Raw genomic sequence first — 17,486 nt, 5'->3', positions numbered from 1 at the left:
GCGTTCCGTCGCCCTTCCAGTTCCACACCGACCGCGGCAGCCGCACGCCCGGGTCGGGACGATGCCCTTCGGCACCGGCAGGTGGCGCCGAAGGGCGGAGTCCTGGCCGGGGTGGGCTGAGACCGGCCTCGGCCGGGAGGTACGGACAGGAAGGCACATGAGTGGCGGGGGCGGGCGGATCGCTGACCCGTAGAGGTCTGCGCGGCCGGGAGGCCGAGCTGGAAGAGCTCGAGGCGCTGATCGCCTCGGTGGCCCGCACCGGTAGCGGCGGGTTGGTCCTGCTGCAGGGGGAGCCGGGCATCGGTAAGACCACGCTGCTCGCCGAGGCCGCCTCCGGGGCCAGGGCAGCGGGGTTCTCGGTCGGCGTCGGCAAGGCCGATGAGCTTCATCACATCGTGCCGCTCTCGTCGCTGGCGGCCTGCCTCCTGCACGGCGATCAGCCGCTGCTGTCCGGCGACGCCCTTGCCGATCTCTCCCGCGGTCACGATCAGCGCATCTGGCTGGTGGAGCGCCTGGCGGAGGCGATCGAAGCCCGAGCGGGCAGCGTGCCGGTGCTGATCGGCCTGGACGACGCGCAGTGGGCCGATCCGCTGAGCCGGTTCGCCCTGAAGCAGCTTCCGACGCGCCTGCGGACCTCGCCGGTCCTGTGGGTGCTGACCGCGCGACGGGAGCCCGCGGGGCCGGCGGAAGAGGTGGTCGCGGCCGCGGCCGGCAACCTCCCGGCGGTCACCGTGCCCTTGGGGCCGCTGTCCGGCGCGGCCATCGATCAACTGGCCGGGGACACCCTCGGGGCAGCGGTTGACGGGAAAGTGCGGGACCTGCTCGACGGGGCCGGCGGGAACCCGTTTCTGGCGGCCGAGATGCTCGCGGGACTGCGGATCGCCGATGCGTCGGACGGGCTCATGCCCCCCGGGCTCGTGGTGGGTGTGCGTGGCAGACTCAGCTCCCTGCAGCCCGGCACCCTGCGCTTCCTCCAGATGGGAGCGGTGCTGGGACGCAGTTTCGGTTTCCACGACGCGGCCGCGCTCTCCGGGCGGCCGACCGCCGCTTTGATCGCGGCGCTCGAGGAAGCCGTGCGCGCGGGACTCCTGGACGACGACGGCGATCATCTGGTTTTCCGGCATGACCTGCTGCGCCAGGCGGTCTACGTCGACATCCCGCCCTCGGCCCGGAAGGCTCTTCACCGAGAGGCCGCCCACCACCTGGTCTCCGCGGGCCACCGGCCGATCGACGCGGTGCCGCACATCCTCAGGGGAGCCCTGCCCGGGGACGAGGAAGCCGTAGCGCTGCTGCGGCGAGCGGCCGACGACGTACTGCCGGTCACGCCGGGCCTCGCGGCCGACCTGATGACGCGCGCCCTGGACCTGGTGCCCTCGGCACTGCCCCTGAGGTTCACCGTGGGTGAGCAGACGATCCTCGCCCTGACACGGGCCGGCCGGCACCGCGAGGCCCTGACGACAGGCGACCGGCTCCTGGCCGGCCGACCACCGCTGGAGGCGTTCGGTCGGCTGCAGGCCGCCCTCGGCGGGACGCTGTGGAACATGGATCTCGCCGGTGAACTGCGCCGCCGGGTCGAAACGGCCCTCGCCACGGGGGGCGCCGCCCCGGAGATCGGGGCGAGGCTGGCCGCCCTGCGCGCACTTGCCCTGTCCCGGGGTGACGATCTCGTCGCGGCGCGTGAGGCCGGCGAGACCGCGCTGCGTGCCGCCACCGCGGCCGGTGACCGCGAGGCACACATCCTGGCCCTGTCCGGGCTCGGCGAGATCGCGCAGAACGCGGGTGAGAACGCCGTCGCCCTGGAGCGCTTCGCCGCGCTGAGCGCCATCGATTCCGCCTTCCTTCCCGAAGAGATCGTCGCGCACCTGCACGTGGACGACTTCGAGTCCGGCGAACGGCTGCTCTCGGAAGCGGCGGACCGCGCCGGGGCGACGCGGCAGGCGATGCTGCTGTGGGCACAGGGCCAGCACGATCTAGGGCTCGGTCGGCTCGACGACGCCGACGCCGGCTTCATGACCATGGAGCGCCTGGAGGACGAGGTGCAGGTGCCCGTCCAGCAGGTGAACGGTCGCGTGATCCGCTCCCGGATCGCCCTGCTGCGCGGCGACCGGGAAGCGGCGCGGGAGCACCTGGTCGCGGCGCGGGAGAGGCTGGTGGCCAAGCCGAACCCGGGCAACACGGCCGCGGTGCGCTTCCTGGAGGCGGTCCATGCCGAGGCCGACGGAGACATCGGGCTCGCCGTCGACAAGATCCGGCAAGTGCAGCAGGAGGGGCCCTTCATGCGCTGGCGGCTTCTGCGCGACTGGGTCGACTCCGCGATCCGCATGGCCCTGCGCGGCGCGGAGCACGAGCTCGCCGAGGACCTGGCCGCGCAGGCCGGAGCCCACGCCCAACGCAACGCCGCCGTGCCGACCGCCAGGGGCATCGCGGCGCAGGCCCTCGGGCTGGTGAGAAACGATCCCGCCGTGCTCGAACACGCGGCGGAGCTGCTGAAGGCGAGCCCCCGCCCGCTGGTCCGAGCCGCCGCCTACGCCGATCTCGGGCAGGCTCTCCTGGCGGCAGGCCGGAAACGTCCGGCGGCAGCCGCCCTGGCGCACGCCAGGAGCACGTTCGCCGAGTCGGGCGCCCACGCCGCGGCGGCACGCGCACAGCGCGCTCGGGAGGAGTCGGGAGCCGGCGGCCGCAGGGCGGCGGCCAAGCAGCGCCCCGTCCAGGGGTGGGGGGCCCTCACGGCCTCGGAGAAGAAGGTCGCGCGGCTCATCGCCGCGGGTCACACCAACCGGTCGGCCGCCGGCCTGCTCGTCGTCTCCCCGCACACGGTCAACACTCATCTGACGTCCGTCTTCCAGAAGTTGTCGATCAACTCCCGGGTGCAACTCGCCAACCTGGTCACGGCCTTGCCCGACAGCTGAGCGGAGCTGTTGGTACGTTCACGCGATGCGCCGCCGCCCCTGGAGGCGCTTGGCTGGCGCCTCCCTCACACTCCGTCGGAGGTCACCGGCATGCACAGCTCCGTCCCCGCACCGCCGACCGTTGTGCTGGTGCACGGGGCGTTCACCGATGCCTCGTCGTGGGCGGGGGTCATCAGCCGCCTGCACACCGCCGGACTGACCGTGCGCGCCCCGGCGAACCCGCTGCGCGATCTGGCGCGGGACGCCGCCTACCTCAGAAGCGTGGTGCGGCAGATCGAGGTCCCTGTCGTCCTGGTCGGCCACGACTACGGTGGCGCGGTCATCACCCACGCCGCCACCGACGCCGACAACGTCCTGGCCCTGTGCTACGTCGCCGCGTTCGGCCTCGACGCCGGCGAGTGCGTCCTGGACATCACGAACCGCTTCGCCCCCGCACCGGCGGCCGACGCGACCTGCACCGCCGCCCTCCCCGCGCGGACCCCCGGCGAGCCGGACCGCGAGCTCTACATCCGTCGGGAACAGTTCCCGCAGGTGTACGCCGCCGACCTGCCGGCCAGCGACAAGGAGGTGCTGTCCGTGGCACAACGCCCGATCGCCTGCGGCGCGCTGACCGGTAGATCGGGCCCGCCGGCATGGGCCTCCAAGCCGTCCTGGTACGCCATCGCGACCGCCGACCGCATGCTCAACCCCACCGCTCAGCGCTTCATGGCACAACGCATGGCAGCCACCGAGTACGCGCTGGAGGGTTCACACGCCGTCGTGCTGTCGCAGCCCGACGCCGTGGTGGCGATGATCCGGGATGCGGTGGCCCATGTCGGCGGCCGGCCGGGGCTCGGTACGATGCGTCCGAGCGGAAGATGCCTGTATCGGCCATCTTGACGGCACCACGGGGTCCGTCCCCCGCGCGAGCCGGCTTCGGCCTCAGACGTCTCCCGACAAAGGCACCAGCATGACCTCACCGGCCAGACCGTCGGTTCGGCGGATCGCCGCCCTCTTGACCGGAACGATCACCCTGGTGGTGGCCGCCACCGGGTGCGGTGGCGGACCCGGCGCCGGGTCCGCAACAGACAAGGTGACCTCCATCACCGCGCTGGACTACTACACCGACGAACCCGAGCACACCCAGTGGGACGAGATGCTCACCGCCTGCGGCAGGGCCGCCGGCGTGAAGGTCGAGCAGACGAGTGTTCCGGCGGCGTCGCTCATCCCCAAGGTCCTGCGGCAGGCGTCCTCGCGGACCCTTCCCGACCTGCTGATGCTGGACAACCCCGACCTGCAGCAGATCGCACAGACCGGCGCGCTGACCCCTCTGGACCAGTACGGCATCCGGCCCAGGGGCTACGCCAAGGGCATCCTGTCGGCGGGCACCTACCGGGGAAAGGTGTACGGACTGGCCCCCTACGTCAGCACGGTCGCCCTCTTCTACAACAAGGACATGCTCGCCAGGGCCGGTGTCGCCGTACCGAGGACCTGGGACGAGCTGAAGACGGCCGCCACCAAGCTGACCCGTCCCGGGCGCTACGGCATGGCGGTCGACGCGAACGCCACGTTCGAGGGCACCTGGCAGTTCCTGCCCTTCCTGTGGTCCAACGGCGGGGACGAGAGGCGGCTGGACACCCCACAGGCCGCGCAGGCACTCCAGCTGTGGGTCGACCTGGTGAAGAGCGGATCCATGTCGAGGTCGGTGCTGAACTGGACACAGGCCGACGTCCACGATCAGTTCGTCGCCGGGAGGACAGCCATGATGATCAATGGCCCCTGGCGGATCCGCGCCCTGAACACGGACAAGGACCTGCACTGGGGGGTTGCCCCCATCCCCGTCCCCCGGGCGGGGCAGACCCCGGTCACCCCGCTCGGCGGTGAGGTGTGGACGGTGCCGCAGAACCCTTCCGAGGCCCGGCGGGCGAAGGCCGCCCAGGTCCTCGCCTGCCTGAACAACTCCTCCAACATGCTCACCCTGGCCCGGCAGCACTTCACCGTGCCCTCCCGCACCGCGGTGGCCGCCCGGCACGCCGAGCAGGTTCCGACGATGTCCGTCTTCGCCACGAGCGTGGCAGCGGCGCGGGCCCGCACCAGCGAGCTCGGCGTCAGGTGGCCCAAGGCGGCGACCGGCATCTACACCGCGATCCAGTCCGCACTGACGGGCGAGCAGACGCCGGCGGAAGCTCTCAGGCACGCGCAGCGGTTCGCGACCGGTGACTGACCCGTCCCCGGTCCTCCGGAACGGCACCGGGCAGGACGACGGCGTTGGCTCGGCGGGGCACCGGGGCGCGGCCCGGTCGCGCCCCGGCGAGCGGCTGGCCCAGTGGATGTTCATCGTGCCCGCCGCGGCGTACCTGCTGCTGTTCTTCGGATACCCGATCCTGAGGAACGCCGTGATGAGCTTCCAGGAGTACACGACCACGACGTTCTACACGGGTTCCGCGCCGTTCGTGGGGCTGCGGAACTACTCGGAGATCCTGTCGTCGGACCTGTTCTCCAAAACCGCGGCGACCACGGTCCTGTTCACCGCGGGCTCGATAGTCGGGCAGTTCGCACTCGGCCTGGCCTTCGCCCTGTTCTTCCAGCGCCGCTTCCCGCTCGGCGGCCTTCTGCGATCGCTCCTGCTGCTGCCGTGGCTGTTGCCGCTGGTCGTCTCCGGAACGACGTGGAAGTGGATGCTCGATCCCGACACGGGAGTCGTCAACGCGGCCCTGCGCGGCCTCCATCTCTCGTCCTCCGGCATCCCCTGGCTCACCGGCCCCTCACAGGCGCTCGGGTCGGTGATTCTCGTCAACATCTGGGTCGGCATCCCCTTCAACACCGCGATCCTCTACAGCGGCCTGCGGAACATCCCCGCGCACCTGTACGAGGCGGCGAAGCTGGACGGCGCCGGCCCGGTGGCGTCGTTCCGCCATATCACCTGGCCACTGCTGCGGCCCCAGGTCGGCGTCGTACTGGTGCTGGGCGTGGTCTACACGCTCAAGGTGCTGGACATCATCCTCGTGGTAACGGGCGGAGGGCCGGCCAACGCCACGGACACCATCGCCACGCAGGCCTACGCACTGTCCTTCCAGCAGTTCGAGTTCGGGCGCGGTGCCGCGTTGAGCAACGTACTCCTCGTCATCTCGCTCACTTCCGCCCTCGTCTACCTGCGCGCCGTCCAGCGCGCCCGTAACGTCTGAGAGGCGATCTATGAAGCGTGCGCCGGGCCGTGGCCGGTCGTCCACCGTCGTCGGGCTCGTCCTGCTCGCGGTGATGCTGTTTCCCGTCTACTGGACGGTGAACGCCTCCCTCCAGCCGGCGGGCAACACACTGCAAGGCGGATGGTTCCCCTCTCATCCGGACCTCAGCGGATATGTCACCGCACTGCGCGATCAGGGCGGCAACCTCGTCACCAGCCTTGTCGTAAGCCTCGGCAGCGTGGTGCTCGGCCTCGGGCTCGCCGCGCCGGCGGCCCACGCGCTGGCACACTTCCCCCTCCGCGGAATCAACCTCGTGCTCTTCGGCATCCTGATCGCGCAGATGGTGCCGAGCATCGCGGTGGCCAACGCGCTCTACGGCGCCTACCAGGACCTGGGACTCCTGGACTCCTACGCCGGACTGGTCCTCGCCGACTCCACCGCCGGAGTCCCCTTCGCGATCATCATCATGCGTTCGTTCATGCGGAGCATTCCCAGGGAGATCATCGACGCCGCGCGCCTGGACGGCGCCGGCAGGCTGCGCGTCTTCCGCTCCGTGGTGCTCCCGATGAGCACGAACGCTCTGATCACCGCCGCCGTCTTCACCTTCCTCTTCACCTGGAGCGACGTCCTCTTCGCCCTGACGCTGACCACCACGGACACCGTTCGCCCGATCACCTTGGGCATCTACCAGTACATCGGAGCCCACACGAACCAGTGGAACGCCGTCATGGCCACCTCCGTGATGGCGTCCGTCCCCGCCGCTGTCCTGCTGGCCGTCGCCCAGCGCCGTGTCATCTAGCGGATTCACGCGATGTGCCGCTCCAGGACCGCTGGCACGGTGATTCAGACGGCTCATCGGTTGAAGGACAGGGATCATGGTGCTGGATACATCGAGGCCGGAGCCTGTGCGGCTGGAAGGAAGCGCCCCCGGCGGCTTCCACACCACCGCCGCGCTGCCCGTCCTCCACAGAGGGTCGTACTGGCGCGAGGCCCTGTCCCGGACGTTCGGCGCCATGCGCATAACCGCCCCCGACGGGGTGTGCTCCGGCACGATCCGTACGGCGCCGCTCGGCCGGCTCCGGGCCGTCACCGTGGAGGGCGAGCGCCTGTCCGCCCTGCGAACGCACCGACTCGTCGCCCGGGACGGTGAAGACGGCCCCGTGGTCATCACACTGCTGGACAGAGGAGTCGCCCGGCTGGAGCAGGACGGCCGTGAGGCGGTCCTCGGGCCGGGGGACATGTTCGTCTACGACATGGCGCGCCCCTTCCGGCTGGATCTCCCCCAGTCCTTCCGAACGAAGTCCCTCGTCGTGCCGAGAGACGTCCTGGGGCTGAGCGAGTCCGGCATCGCTCATGTCACGGCCACCCCGCTCGGCGCCGACATGCCCCTCGGGGGTCTGCTCTCGCCCTTCCTGGCCGCTCTCGTGGACGGCGCGGGAACCTACTCGCCGAGCGCCGGAGAGCTGATGGCGCGCAACGTCGTGGACCTGCTCGGCGGGCTGGCCGGAGAGGTTCTCGGCCGATCGGAAGCGGACACGTCGGGTGGGAACCGGGCACTGCTGCTGCGGATCCAGGCGTTCATCGACCGCCACCTCCCGGATCCCGATCTCACCCCTGAGGCCATCGCCCGTGCCCACCGCATATCCCTGCGCTATCTGCACAAGCTGTTCGAGGGCGAAGAGGCCACCGTCGGCCGGTGGATCCAGCGGCGTCGCCTGGAGGAATGCCGACGCGACCTGGCCCGCCACGCGCATGGCTCCACGATCGCCGCGGTGGCGCACCGATGGGGTTTCATCAGCGCCGCGCACTTCAGCCGGGCTTTTCGGGCCGCCTACGGGATGGCTCCCAGCGAATGGCGCGACACCCGAGGCCTGGCGCCGCATCCCCCGCCACCCGCGCGGCTCCTCAGTGCCTGACAGCGAAGGACCCGGATCCCAAAGCTTGCCCACAAATTACACACATCCCCTCTACACACCGGCCCTGATGGTCTAGATTGACCGTGCTTCAGCTGTTCGTGCACGAGGCGACCAGAATGATCTATAGGTCCGGCGCTACGGAAAGCCAGCAGTCGCGTCCCCGGCGCCAGACGTGGGGGTGATCAGTTCTTGGAGCCCGAGGGGGGGCTTCGGGTGTGGGGGCACCCGAGGTTTCGACGGGTTCCCCTGCACCTTGAGAGTCCGGCAGGACATGTGAGTGTGCTGCCGGACTCTCGAGGTGGGTTCTTCACATAGCTCCGGCACAGCCGGGATGCCATCCGCCGGGGGGCGGGGGCCTCCCGCGCGGAGGAACGGCGCGGCGCGGGGGGCGGGGGCCTCCCGAGGGGAGGAACAGTGCGGGGGGCGGGGGCCTCCCGGGGGGAGGGGACAGTGTTAGGCGAACACGTCGAACCACTGGGGACCTGGGGGGTTCTGTGCGGCGAGGGGGATTAGTCAGCCCGTTTCCGCCGGCGCGCGGGCGTCTGGCGAACGGGGCCATCAGCCAGCCCGCGATCGACTGGGAGCAGCGGTACCGCCGTGCCGTGATCACCAGCGATACCGTCGCCACCGCCTTTGTGGTGGGGTCGATCGGCAACTTCTTCGGGGCCCGCGACGCGGCCAACTGGCACGAGAAGTGGGGGATTCTCGCATTCGGCACCGAGCTGCTGGTGCTGGGGGCGCTTGCGGTGAGCCGGTCGTGGGCTCCGGCGGTGCTCGGCCAGGGCGCCGAGGAATTCCGCCGGCTCGGGCGGTCACTGCTCACGGCGACGGTCGTACTGGCGCTCGGCGGGATCGCCCTCACCTCGCGCAACATCAAGCTCTGGATCTTCGTCGCGATCCCCGCGATCGCGCTCGTCACCATGACCGCGCGGTATCTGCTGCGCCTCTGGCTGCACAAGCAGCGGAAGGAAGGACGGTGTCTGCGACCGGTGCTCGCGGCCGGGAGCCCGGCCACCGTACGCGACCTGATCGTCCGAACCCGCAAGTTCCCGCACCTCGGCTGGCGGGTGGAGGCGGTGTGCACGACGGACGGTCTCGGGCCGGGCGGTGACCACCTGGACGGGGTGCCGGTCGTCGGCCGGCTGGCGGACGTCGCGGGCCACGTCCGCCGCGACGGCTACCGTGTCGTCGCGATCACACCGGACCCGCACTGGTCACCGGACCGGCTGCAGCGGCTGGCGTGGAACCTGGAGGGCAGCGAAGCCGAGATGGTCGTGGCCCCCGTGCTGATGGAGGTGGCCGGCCCGCGGCTGCACGTCGACGCGGTGCTCGGGATCCCGCTGCTGCGGGTCAGCATGCCGACCTTCACCGGCGGCCGCCGGGTGGTCAAAGAGGTCGTCGACCGGATGGGCGCGGCGGTCCTGCTGGTGCTGTTCGCGCCGCTGATGGTGCTCGTCGGGCTGCTCGTGCTGGTGGACAGCCGGGGCGGGGTGTTCTACCGCCAGCGCAGGGTCGGCAAGGACGGCCGCGAGTTCACCATTTTCAAGTTCCGCACCATGGTCGCCGGGGCCCACGGGGCGCGTGCCGGGCTGGCCCACCGCAACGAGGGCGCCGGGCTGTTGTTCAAGCTCCGCCGGGATCCGCGGGTGACCCGGGTGGGAGCGGTGTTGCGCCGGTACTCGATCGACGAGCTCCCGCAGCTCTTCAACGTGCTCACCGGCTCGATGTCGCTCGTCGGCCCGCGGCCTCCGTTGCCGGAGGAGTCCGCCGCCTACGGCCCGGACATCCGGCGGCGGCTGCTGGTCAAGCCCGGGCTCACCGGCCTGTGGCAGATCAGCGGGCGCAGCGATCTGCCGTGGGAGGAGGCGGTCCGGCTGGACCTGCGGTACGTGGAGGACTGGTCGCTCGCCCTGGACACGGTGATCTTGTGGAAGACGCTGCGCGCGGTGCTCCAGGGGCAGGGGGCCTATTGATGCGCGGGGGACTGAAACTCAACGGTCCCGTCGGCGTGCGGATCGCAGGCCGCGAGGGCCTGCCTGGGGGGAGGAACGGGTCATGAGAGTCAGCGTTTTCGGGCTCGGCTACGTGGGCTGCGTGTCGGCCGCGTGCCTGGCGAGCATGGGTCACGAGGTCGTCGGGGTGGACGTGAACCAGGTGAAGGTCGACCTGGTCAACGACGGCAAGGCTCCGGTGGTCGAGGAGCGGATCGGCGAGCTGGTCTCCGAGGTCGTGCGGTCCGGGGCGTTACGCGCCACCGGCGATGTCCTCGAGGCCGTCATGGGCAGCGAGGTGTCGCTGGTCTGCGTGGGTACGCCGTCGGAGCCCAACGGCAGCCTGTGCACCACGTACCTGGAGCGGGTCACCGAGCAGATCGGCGCGGCGCTGGCGGAGGGGGCCAAGCAGGGGGGCCGGCACACCGTCGTGTTCCGCAGCACCATGCTCCCGGGCACCTGTCTGAACCTGCTGGTGCCGATCCTGGAGAAGTACGTCGGCGGCACGGCCGGGGTGGACATCGGGGTGGCGGTCAACCCGGAGTTCCTGCGCGAGGGCACGAGCGTGCGGGACTTCTTCGACCCGCCCAAGACCGTCATCGGCGAGCTCGACCCGGCGAGCGGCGACGCGGTGACGGCGCTGTACGACGGCTTGCCCGGCGAGGTGTTCCGGGTGCCGGTCCCGACGGCCGAGGCGATCAAGTACGCGGACAACGCGTTCCACGGCCTCAAGATCGGCTTCGCGAACGAGCTGGGCGCGGTGTGCCAGGCGCTCGGGGTGGACTCGCACCAGGTGATCGACGTGTTCCTGGCCGACCGCAAGCTGAACATCAGCCCCGCCTACCTGCGGCCCGGCTTCGCCTTCGGTGGCTCCTGCCTGCCCAAGGACCTGCGCAGCCTGGTGCACGCGGCACGGCGGGCCGATGTCTCGGTGCCCATTCTGTCCCATGTGCTGTCCTCCAACTCCGACCATCTGCAGCGCGCGGTGGACCTGGTCGAGCGCACCGGCAAGCGCCGGGTGGGCCTGTTCGGGCTGTCCTTCAAACCCGGCACCGACGACCTCCGCGAGAGCCCGCTCGTCGAACTGGCGGAGAGGCTCTTCGGCAAGGGGTACGACCTGCGGATCCACGACGCCCATGTGAGCCTCTCCCGGCTGATCGGCGCGAACCGCGAGTACATCGAGACCCGGCTGCCGCACCTCGCGCAGCTGCTCGCGGACTCCGTCGACGAGGTGCTGGAGCACGCCGAGGTGTGCCTGGTGGGGACCAGGGACCCGGCCGTGGTGTCGGCGCTGCCGCATGGCGGCGGCCCGGTGATCGTCGATCTCGTCCGCCTTCCCGACGCCGAGGCGCGCCGGGCCGAACCGGGGTACATGGGCCTTGCTTGGTGACACGTCGTTCGGTGACACGTCGTTCGGTGAGACAGGCAGCGGCGACCGGCCGAACCGGCGCGCGCTGATCCTGGTGGAGAACCTGTCGGTGCCGTTCGACCGGCGGGTGTGGCAGGAGTGCGCGACGCTGCGCGACGCGGGCTGGAAGGTGCACGTCATCTGCCCTCAGGGGACGAAGCGGGACACGGAGCCGGAGGTGGAGATCGACGGGGTGCGGATCCACCGCTACCCGTTGCGCGCGGCCACCGGAGGGCCGGCCGGCTATCTGCGGGAGTACGGATCGGCGTTGTGGCACACGGCCCGGCTGGCCCGGAAGGTGGGCCCGGTCGATGTGGTCCACGCCTGCAACCCTCCCGACCTGCTGTTCCTCCCGGCGCTGTGGCTGAAGCGGCGCGGCGCGCGGTTCGTCTTCGACCAGCACGACCTGGTGCCCGAGCTGTATCTCTCCCGGTTCGGCCGCGGTGAGGATCTGCTCTACCGCGCCGTGTGCGCGCTGGAACGGCTGACCTACCGGGCCGCGGACGTCGTGCTCGCCACCAACGAGAGCTACCGGGACGTCGCGGTGCGCCGTGGCGGCCGGCGGCCGGAGGACGTGTTCGTGGTGCGCAGCGCGCCCGACATCGACCGGTTCCAGCCGGTGCCGCCCGAGGAGGAGCTGAAGCGCGGCAAGCCCCATCTGCTGTGTTACCTCGGCGTCATGGGCCCGCAGGACGGGGTCGACTACGCCTTGCGGGCCCTGGCGAAGCTGCGCGACGAGCTGGGGCGGACCGACTGGCACGCGGTGTTCGTCGGCGGCGGCGACGCCTTCGACGCGATGGTGGAGCTGTCCCGGCGGCTGGGGCTCTCGGAGCAGGTTCGGTTCACGGGGCGCATTCCGGACGCCGACCTGGTGCGCTACCTGTCCACCGCGGATGTGTGCCTCTCCCCCGACCCGCGCAATCCGCTCAACGACGTGTCGACCATGAACAAGGTCCTGGAGTACATGGCGATGGGCCGGCCGATCGTCTCCTTCGACCTGAAGGAGGCGCGGGTCTCCGCCGGTGACGCCGCCGTCTACGCGCCCGCCAACGACGAGGCCGAGTTCGCGGGGCTCATCGCGATGCTGCTGGACGACCCGGAGAAGCGGACCCGGATGGGCAAGATCGGCCAGGAGCGGATCGGCGGGCCGCTCTCCTGGCGGAACTCGCAGGCGTCGCTGCTCTCCGCCTACGCCGCCGCCTGCCGTGGCCGCGCTCGGAGCCGGCGGGCGACCCGGACCGGGCAGGGAGGAAGCCGCGCCGTTGAGCGATGACACGATACGCCTGGTCACGATCGGGCGGATTATCCGTCGGCGCTGGCGGCTCCTCACCCTCCTCACCGTGGTGGGCGCGCTGTTCGGCTACGGCGTCTCGGTGGTGTTTCCGCCGCGCTACACAGCGTCGGTGTCGGTGCTGCTGCCGGGGCAGTGGGAGGAGCGCGAGCTGCTGACCCAGGCGGAGATCGCGACCAGTTCGGTGGTGGTCGACCGCGTGGCCGCCGCGCTCGGCCGGCGCGGGGTCGGCGGCGGTGACCTGCGGGACCGGGTGAGCGCCAAGGCCGCCGACGGGAACATCATCAAGGTCTCGGGCACGGCGGACACCCCGGAGCGGGCCCAGCGGCTGTCCGACCAACTGGCCCGGCAGTTCGTCACCTTCGCCGGGCGGATCAACGGCGCCGACACCGACGCCGGCGCGGCGGCGGGGCCCGAGGCACTGCGGCAGAAGGTGGCGCAGACCAACCGCCGCATCACCGAGCTGGCCGACGCGGCCGATCCGGGGCGGGCCGTGGAGAGCGTGCAGGCCCGCACCGAGCTGGAGAAGCTGCGCAGCGCGCTGCAGGAGGCCATGAAGAAGCTGGACGAGGCCGACCCGGCGAGCGACAAGGCCGGCATGGTCGTCATGGGGGCGGCGCCCCGGCCGACCGGCGAGGCGCCGCCGACAAGGCTGCAACTCGTCGTCGGCGGGGCGGCGTTGTCCTTCCTGCTCGCGGTCATCGGCCATCTCACCGCCGCGCGGGTGAACCGCCGGCCGCGCAGCGGGCCGGAGATCGCCGCGGCGCTGGGCTCGGCGCTGCTGGGCACCGTCGACGTGCCCGGGGAACGGTCCGAGCACCGGGCGGAGGGCCCAGGTCCGCGGGCGCGGCTCCGCCGGCTGCTCGGCATCGACACCCGGTGGGACGTACCGACGCCGCGTACGTCCGGGGACGAGGCCGGCAGGCGGATCCGCTACCGGCGGGTGTGCGCCCGTCTCCGGCAGAAGCTGCCGGCCCCCCGGCGGTTGCTGGTCGTCGTGCCGGACGGCGACGAGGTCGCCCGCCGGGCCGCCGGGCAGCTCGCCACCGAGGCCGAGGGCGATGTGGTGCTGCGCGTGGTGGGGGTTCCGATGTCCCGGCCGCTGGTGCCGGACCGCGACACCGAGTCCGGCGCGCTGGTCGTGCTCAGCACGGGCAACTGGACCACGGGAGAACTCGCGGGCATCGCCGAGGCGTGTGCGGACGCGGGGCACCAGGTCGTCGGCGTCGTCGTCGCCGACGCGGTCCGGGCCCGTCCGACGCGCACCGCCGGCCGGCCTCCGCGGCACGCCACGCCGGCGATCGCGGTCGGCGAGGGCGCGAGGGGCGGTGGGGCGTGACGACGGACAACGACGCGGCGCCACAGGCCGCCGTTCCGCTGGTCGACCTGCGGTCGCTGGTGGCGGCGGTGCGCAGGCGCCGCCGCCTGTGGTGCTCCCTGGGGCTCCTGGGGCTGCTGATCGGCGCCGCGGTGGCGGTGGTGCTGCCGCCGCCTCCGACCGCGGTGACCAAGCTGCTGGTCGCGCACCAGGAGGACCAGCCGAACGACATGGGCACGCTGATCCGCACCGATGTGGAGCTGCTGGGAACCACGCGGATCGCGGACAGGGCCCTGCGGATCCTCAAGTCCCCGGAGAGCCCGGAGGACTTCATGCGGGACTACCGGGGCACGGGCCTGACCAACAACCTGCTGCGGATCACCGTGACGGCCGACAGCGACGCGAAGGCGAAGGCCCGGGCCAAGGCGCTGGCCGACGCCTTCATCGCGGACCATGTGAGGCGGATGCGGGAGGCCGCGAAGGCCGAGTCCGACGCGCTGCTCGCGCAGCGGGACCGCATGCGGAGCGAGCTCGCCAAGGTCAACAGGGAGATCGGGGACCGCTCGCCGGAGAGCGACCCGAAGGCGTCGGCGAGCATGGAGTCGCTCTTCGCCCGCCGCGCCGAGCTCGGCTCGCGGATCGCCGATCTGGACCAGCGCGCCGAGGAGGCGCGCCTGGGCACGCCCCGGCTCGTCGCCGGCACGCAGATCGTGGACGCCCCGCGCATGGTGCGGTACTCCCTGCCCAGGACCGCCGCCACCGACGCCGCGATCGGGCTCGTCCTCGGGCTCTTCCTCGGACTCGCGGTGGCCGCGGTCGGCTCGGTGGTGGCGGACCGCCCCGTACTGCGCCGGGAGATCGCGGCCAACCTGGGCGCCTCGGTCATCGCGGAGCTGCCCGCGCCCCGGAGGACGGCCGGGCCGTGGCGGCGCCGGCGGAGCCGCGCGGCGGGCGAACGGCTCACCACGACCCTGGCCCGCACCGTGCGCGGCACGGCGGAACCGGTGTCTCTGCTGGAGCTGGGCTGTGCGCGCAGCACGAGCGTGATCGCCCTGAGCGTCGCCAGGGCGCTGGCGGAGGAGGGCCCGGTGGTCGTCGTGGACGGCCTGCCGGGACCGGAGCTCGCCAAGAGCCCCCGGAGGCCGGGCGACCCGGCCGTGGTCAGCGGCGAGTCTACCGAGGCCGCGGCGCAGCAGGGGCGTCGGCTCGGCGTCGGCTCGGTCGCGCCGGGTACGGCGTGGACCGACCTCCAGTACCTCGGGAGCCGGACCGTGCTCGTGGTGCGGGCCGGGCACGGCAGCGCCACATGGCTGCACACCGTGGCGCGGCAACTCGCGGACCAGCACATTCCGGTGATCGGCGTGGTGCTGATCGACCCCGATCCGCGGGACCGGACCGACGGCACGCTCTGGGACGGAATGCACATCGCGCTGCGGGGCCACGGCGAGCGGCCGGCCCGGCAGAACGGGACGGGCCGGCCGCGGACGGAACGGCTGCCGATGAAGGCCGCACGCGTCCCGGACATCGATCAGGAGGCACGGTAGGACATGTGTGGCATCGCGGGCACATACCGGTGGCCGGACGGGAAGGCGGTGACCGACCGGCTCACCGAGACCCTCGCCCATCGCGGCCCGGACGGGGCGGGCCGGTACGGCCATCCGGTCGGTGACGGCGAAGTGCAGCTCGGGCACCGCCGACTGGCCATCGTCGACCTGTCCGGGACCGGCGCCCAGCCGATGGTCAAGGACGGCCTCGCCCTCACGTACAACGGCGAGCTGTACAACGCTCCCGAGCTGCGCGCCGAGCTGGCGGCCGCCGGGGTGCGCTTCCGCGGCACCTCCGACACCGAGGTGCTGCTCGAGGCGTGGCGGCGCTGGGGCACGGACTGTCTGCCCCGGCTGCGCGGCATGTTCGCGTTCGGGATCTTCGACGAGCGCACCGGTGAACTGGTGCTCGCCCGGGACCAGTTGGGCATCAAGCCGCTGTTCCTGCTCCGGCGCGGCGAGGGCCTGGTGTTCGCCTCCGAGCTGAAGGCGCTCGCCGCCGCCACCGGCGGGTCGCTGGAGGTGGACCACGCGGCGCTGGTGGCCTCGCTGCTGTACTACTGGGTGCCGGACTCGCGCTGCGCGTTCCGCGAGGCGGAGAAGCTGCCGCCGGGGAGCTGGCTCAGGTACGGGCCCGGCGGCCGGGTGGAGCGCGGCCGGTACTGGCACCTGAAGGACGTCGCCGCCGAGGGCAGGGAGCGGGCCCGGAGCGGCGAGCGGCCGGACCTGTCCGCCGTCGTCGCGGAGTCGACCCGGCACCACCTGCTCTCCGACGTACCCGTGGCGACCTTCCTCTCCGGCGGTCTCGACTCCAGCTACCTGACCGCCCTGGCGGCCCGCCACCAGCCCGGGATCTCCGCCTACACGATCGGGTTCCGCGCCGAGGACGCCAGGTTCGAGGCGATGCCGGACGACCTGCGCCACGCCCGGCGGGTGGCCGAGCGGTTCGGCGTCGATCTGCACGAGATCGAGATCGCCCCGGACGTGCTCGACCTGCTGCCGCGGATGACGTACCACCTGGACGAGCCGATCGGCGACCCCGCCGCGATCAACACCTTCCTGATCTGCTCGGCCGCCCGGGAGGCCGGGGTCAAGGTGATGCTCTCGGGGATGGGCGCCGACGAGCTGTTCGCCGGTTACCGCAAGCACCTGGCCAACCTGCTGGCGCTGCGCTACCAGCGCGTTCCGCGCCCCCTGCGGCGCGGCCTGTCGGCGGCCGTGGACCGGCTGCCGGTGGCCTCGGCCCGCCGGGGGTACCGGTCGGTGCGCTTCGCTAAGCGGTTCCTCTCCTTCGCCGATCTGCCGGAGGAGACCGCGTTCCGGCGCAGCTACACCATGTACGACCGGGACGAGCTGCTCGCCCTGATCGACCCGGACCTGGCCGGGGCGGTCGAGGACGTGCTGACCGAGCACGCGGACATCTACCAGGACAACGACCTCGACGACTTCGTCAACCGCATGTGTCTGGGCGACGCCCGGATGTTCCTGCCGGGCCTGAACCTCGCGTACACGGACCGGTCGAGCATGGCCGCGTCGACCGAGGTGCGGGTGCCGTACGTGGACGTCGAGGTGGTCAAGGCGGCGTTCGCCGTGCCCGGTGACCGCAAGATCGTCGGACGGCAGGGCAAGGCCGTCCTCAAGGAGGCGGCCGGCTCGGTCCTGCCCCGGGAGATCGTGTACCGGCCCAAGGGGCTGTTCAGCGCTCCCCTGCGCGCCTGGATGAGCCGGGACCTGGCGCCGCTGGTGCGCGAGGTGGTCAACGACGGGGTGCTCGTCAACTCCGGGTTCCTGCGCCGCGACGCGCTTCGGCGGCTCGTCGCCGAGGACGCCGCCGGGCACCGGGACTTCTCCAAGCATCTGTGGCACGTGCTGACCCTCGAGTACTGGTACCGCGGCGCGACCTCCGGGTCCGGCCGGAACTCTCCCCTGACGGCGTAGAGAAACA

At 71.9% G+C, this 17,486-nt stretch carries 11 protein-coding genes and 1 pseudogene; all 12 read left to right on the top strand.

Going from position 1 to position 17,486, the window contains the following annotated elements; all coding sequences use genetic code 11:
- The first annotated feature begins 161 nt into the window (after positions 1-161).
- The 12 genes and pseudogenes from ABFY07_RS03505 to asnB all read left to right on the top strand — a co-directional run bounded on the left by ABFY07_RS03505 (position 162) and on the right by asnB (position 17,479).
- Positions 162-2,909 carry a helix-turn-helix transcriptional regulator gene (locus tag ABFY07_RS03505; protein WP_346172995.1) on the top strand — a complete coding sequence of 916 codons (2,748 nt, stop codon included), beginning with the start codon at positions 162-164 and terminating at the stop codon, positions 2,907-2,909.
- A 90-nt stretch (positions 2,910-2,999) separates the two neighbouring features.
- Positions 3,000-3,788 carry an alpha/beta fold hydrolase gene (locus tag ABFY07_RS03500; protein ID WP_346172994.1) on the top strand — a complete coding sequence of 263 codons (789 nt, stop codon included), beginning with the start codon at positions 3,000-3,002 and terminating at the stop codon, positions 3,786-3,788.
- Between the two features lie 115 nt (positions 3,789-3,903).
- A complete protein-coding gene (locus tag ABFY07_RS03495) occupies positions 3,904-5,112 on the top strand; it encodes a sugar ABC transporter substrate-binding protein (protein WP_346172993.1) in 1,209 nt (402 codons plus the stop codon).
- Between the two features lie 106 nt (positions 5,113-5,218).
- Complete coding sequence (locus ABFY07_RS03490; RefSeq protein WP_428836852.1) at positions 5,219-6,073, top strand: carbohydrate ABC transporter permease; 855 nt, start codon at positions 5,219-5,221, stop codon at positions 6,071-6,073.
- Positions 6,074-6,083: 10 nt separating this feature from the next.
- A complete protein-coding gene (locus ABFY07_RS03485) occupies positions 6,084-6,872 on the top strand; it encodes a carbohydrate ABC transporter permease (RefSeq protein ID WP_346172991.1) in 789 nt (262 codons plus the stop codon).
- A 76-nt stretch (positions 6,873-6,948) separates the two neighbouring features.
- Complete coding sequence (locus ABFY07_RS03480) at positions 6,949-7,989, top strand: AraC-like ligand-binding domain-containing protein (protein WP_346172990.1); 1,041 nt, start codon at positions 6,949-6,951, stop codon at positions 7,987-7,989.
- A gap of 494 nt (positions 7,990-8,483) precedes the next feature.
- Positions 8,484-9,962: a sugar transferase gene (locus tag ABFY07_RS03475; RefSeq protein ID WP_346172989.1), complete on the top strand. Its 1,479-nt coding sequence runs from the start codon at positions 8,484-8,486 to the stop codon at positions 9,960-9,962.
- A gap of 82 nt (positions 9,963-10,044) precedes the next feature.
- Positions 10,045-11,370 (top strand): nucleotide sugar dehydrogenase, encoded by a 1,326-nt coding sequence (locus ABFY07_RS03470; RefSeq protein WP_065968057.1) that lies wholly within the window; start codon positions 10,045-10,047, stop codon positions 11,368-11,370.
- A pseudogene (locus ABFY07_RS03465) lies at positions 11,360-12,654 on the top strand (glycosyltransferase family 4 protein). Before ABFY07_RS03470 ends, ABFY07_RS03465 begins: the two are co-directional and overlap by 11 nt.
- Positions 12,651-14,018 carry a Wzz/FepE/Etk N-terminal domain-containing protein gene (locus ABFY07_RS03460; protein ID WP_346172988.1) on the top strand — a complete coding sequence of 456 codons (1,368 nt, stop codon included), beginning with the start codon at positions 12,651-12,653 and terminating at the stop codon, positions 14,016-14,018. Before ABFY07_RS03465 ends, ABFY07_RS03460 begins: the two are co-directional and overlap by 4 nt.
- The gene (locus ABFY07_RS03455; protein WP_346172987.1) at positions 14,015-15,541 is read left to right on the top strand and encodes a Wzz/FepE/Etk N-terminal domain-containing protein; all 1,527 of its coding nucleotides are present in this window, start codon (positions 14,015-14,017) and stop codon (positions 15,539-15,541) included. Before ABFY07_RS03460 ends, ABFY07_RS03455 begins: the two co-directional genes overlap by 4 nt.
- 3 nt (positions 15,542-15,544) lie before the next feature.
- Complete coding sequence (asnB, locus tag ABFY07_RS03450; protein WP_346172986.1) at positions 15,545-17,479, top strand: asparagine synthase (glutamine-hydrolyzing); 1,935 nt, start codon at positions 15,545-15,547, stop codon at positions 17,477-17,479.
- Positions 17,480-17,486: the final 7 nt, after the last annotated feature.

It is taken from the genome of Streptomyces sparsogenes subsp. cuspidosporus (genome assembly GCF_039532705.1).
GTDB lineage: Bacteria > Actinomycetota > Actinomycetes > Streptomycetales > Streptomycetaceae > Streptomyces > Streptomyces sparsogenes.
The sequence above is the reverse complement of the archived record's forward strand: the minus strand, read 5'-3'. Positions and strand labels throughout refer to the sequence as shown.

Coding starts and splice junctions, on each gene's coding strand:
- ABFY07_RS03485 (WP_346172991.1), top strand. CDS start 6,084: ATGAAGCGTGCGCCGGGCCGTGGCCGGTCGTCCACCGTCGTCGGGCTC.
- ABFY07_RS03500 (WP_346172994.1), top strand. CDS start 3,000: ATGCACAGCTCCGTCCCCGCACCGCCGACCGTTGTGCTGGTGCACGGG.
- ABFY07_RS03480 (WP_346172990.1), top strand. CDS start 6,949: ATGGTGCTGGATACATCGAGGCCGGAGCCTGTGCGGCTGGAAGGAAGC.
- asnB (WP_346172986.1), top strand. CDS start 15,545: ATGTGTGGCATCGCGGGCACATACCGGTGGCCGGACGGGAAGGCGGTG.
- ABFY07_RS03470 (WP_065968057.1), top strand. CDS start 10,045: ATGAGAGTCAGCGTTTTCGGGCTCGGCTACGTGGGCTGCGTGTCGGCC.
- ABFY07_RS03490 (WP_428836852.1), top strand. CDS start 5,219: ATGTTCATCGTGCCCGCCGCGGCGTACCTGCTGCTGTTCTTCGGATAC.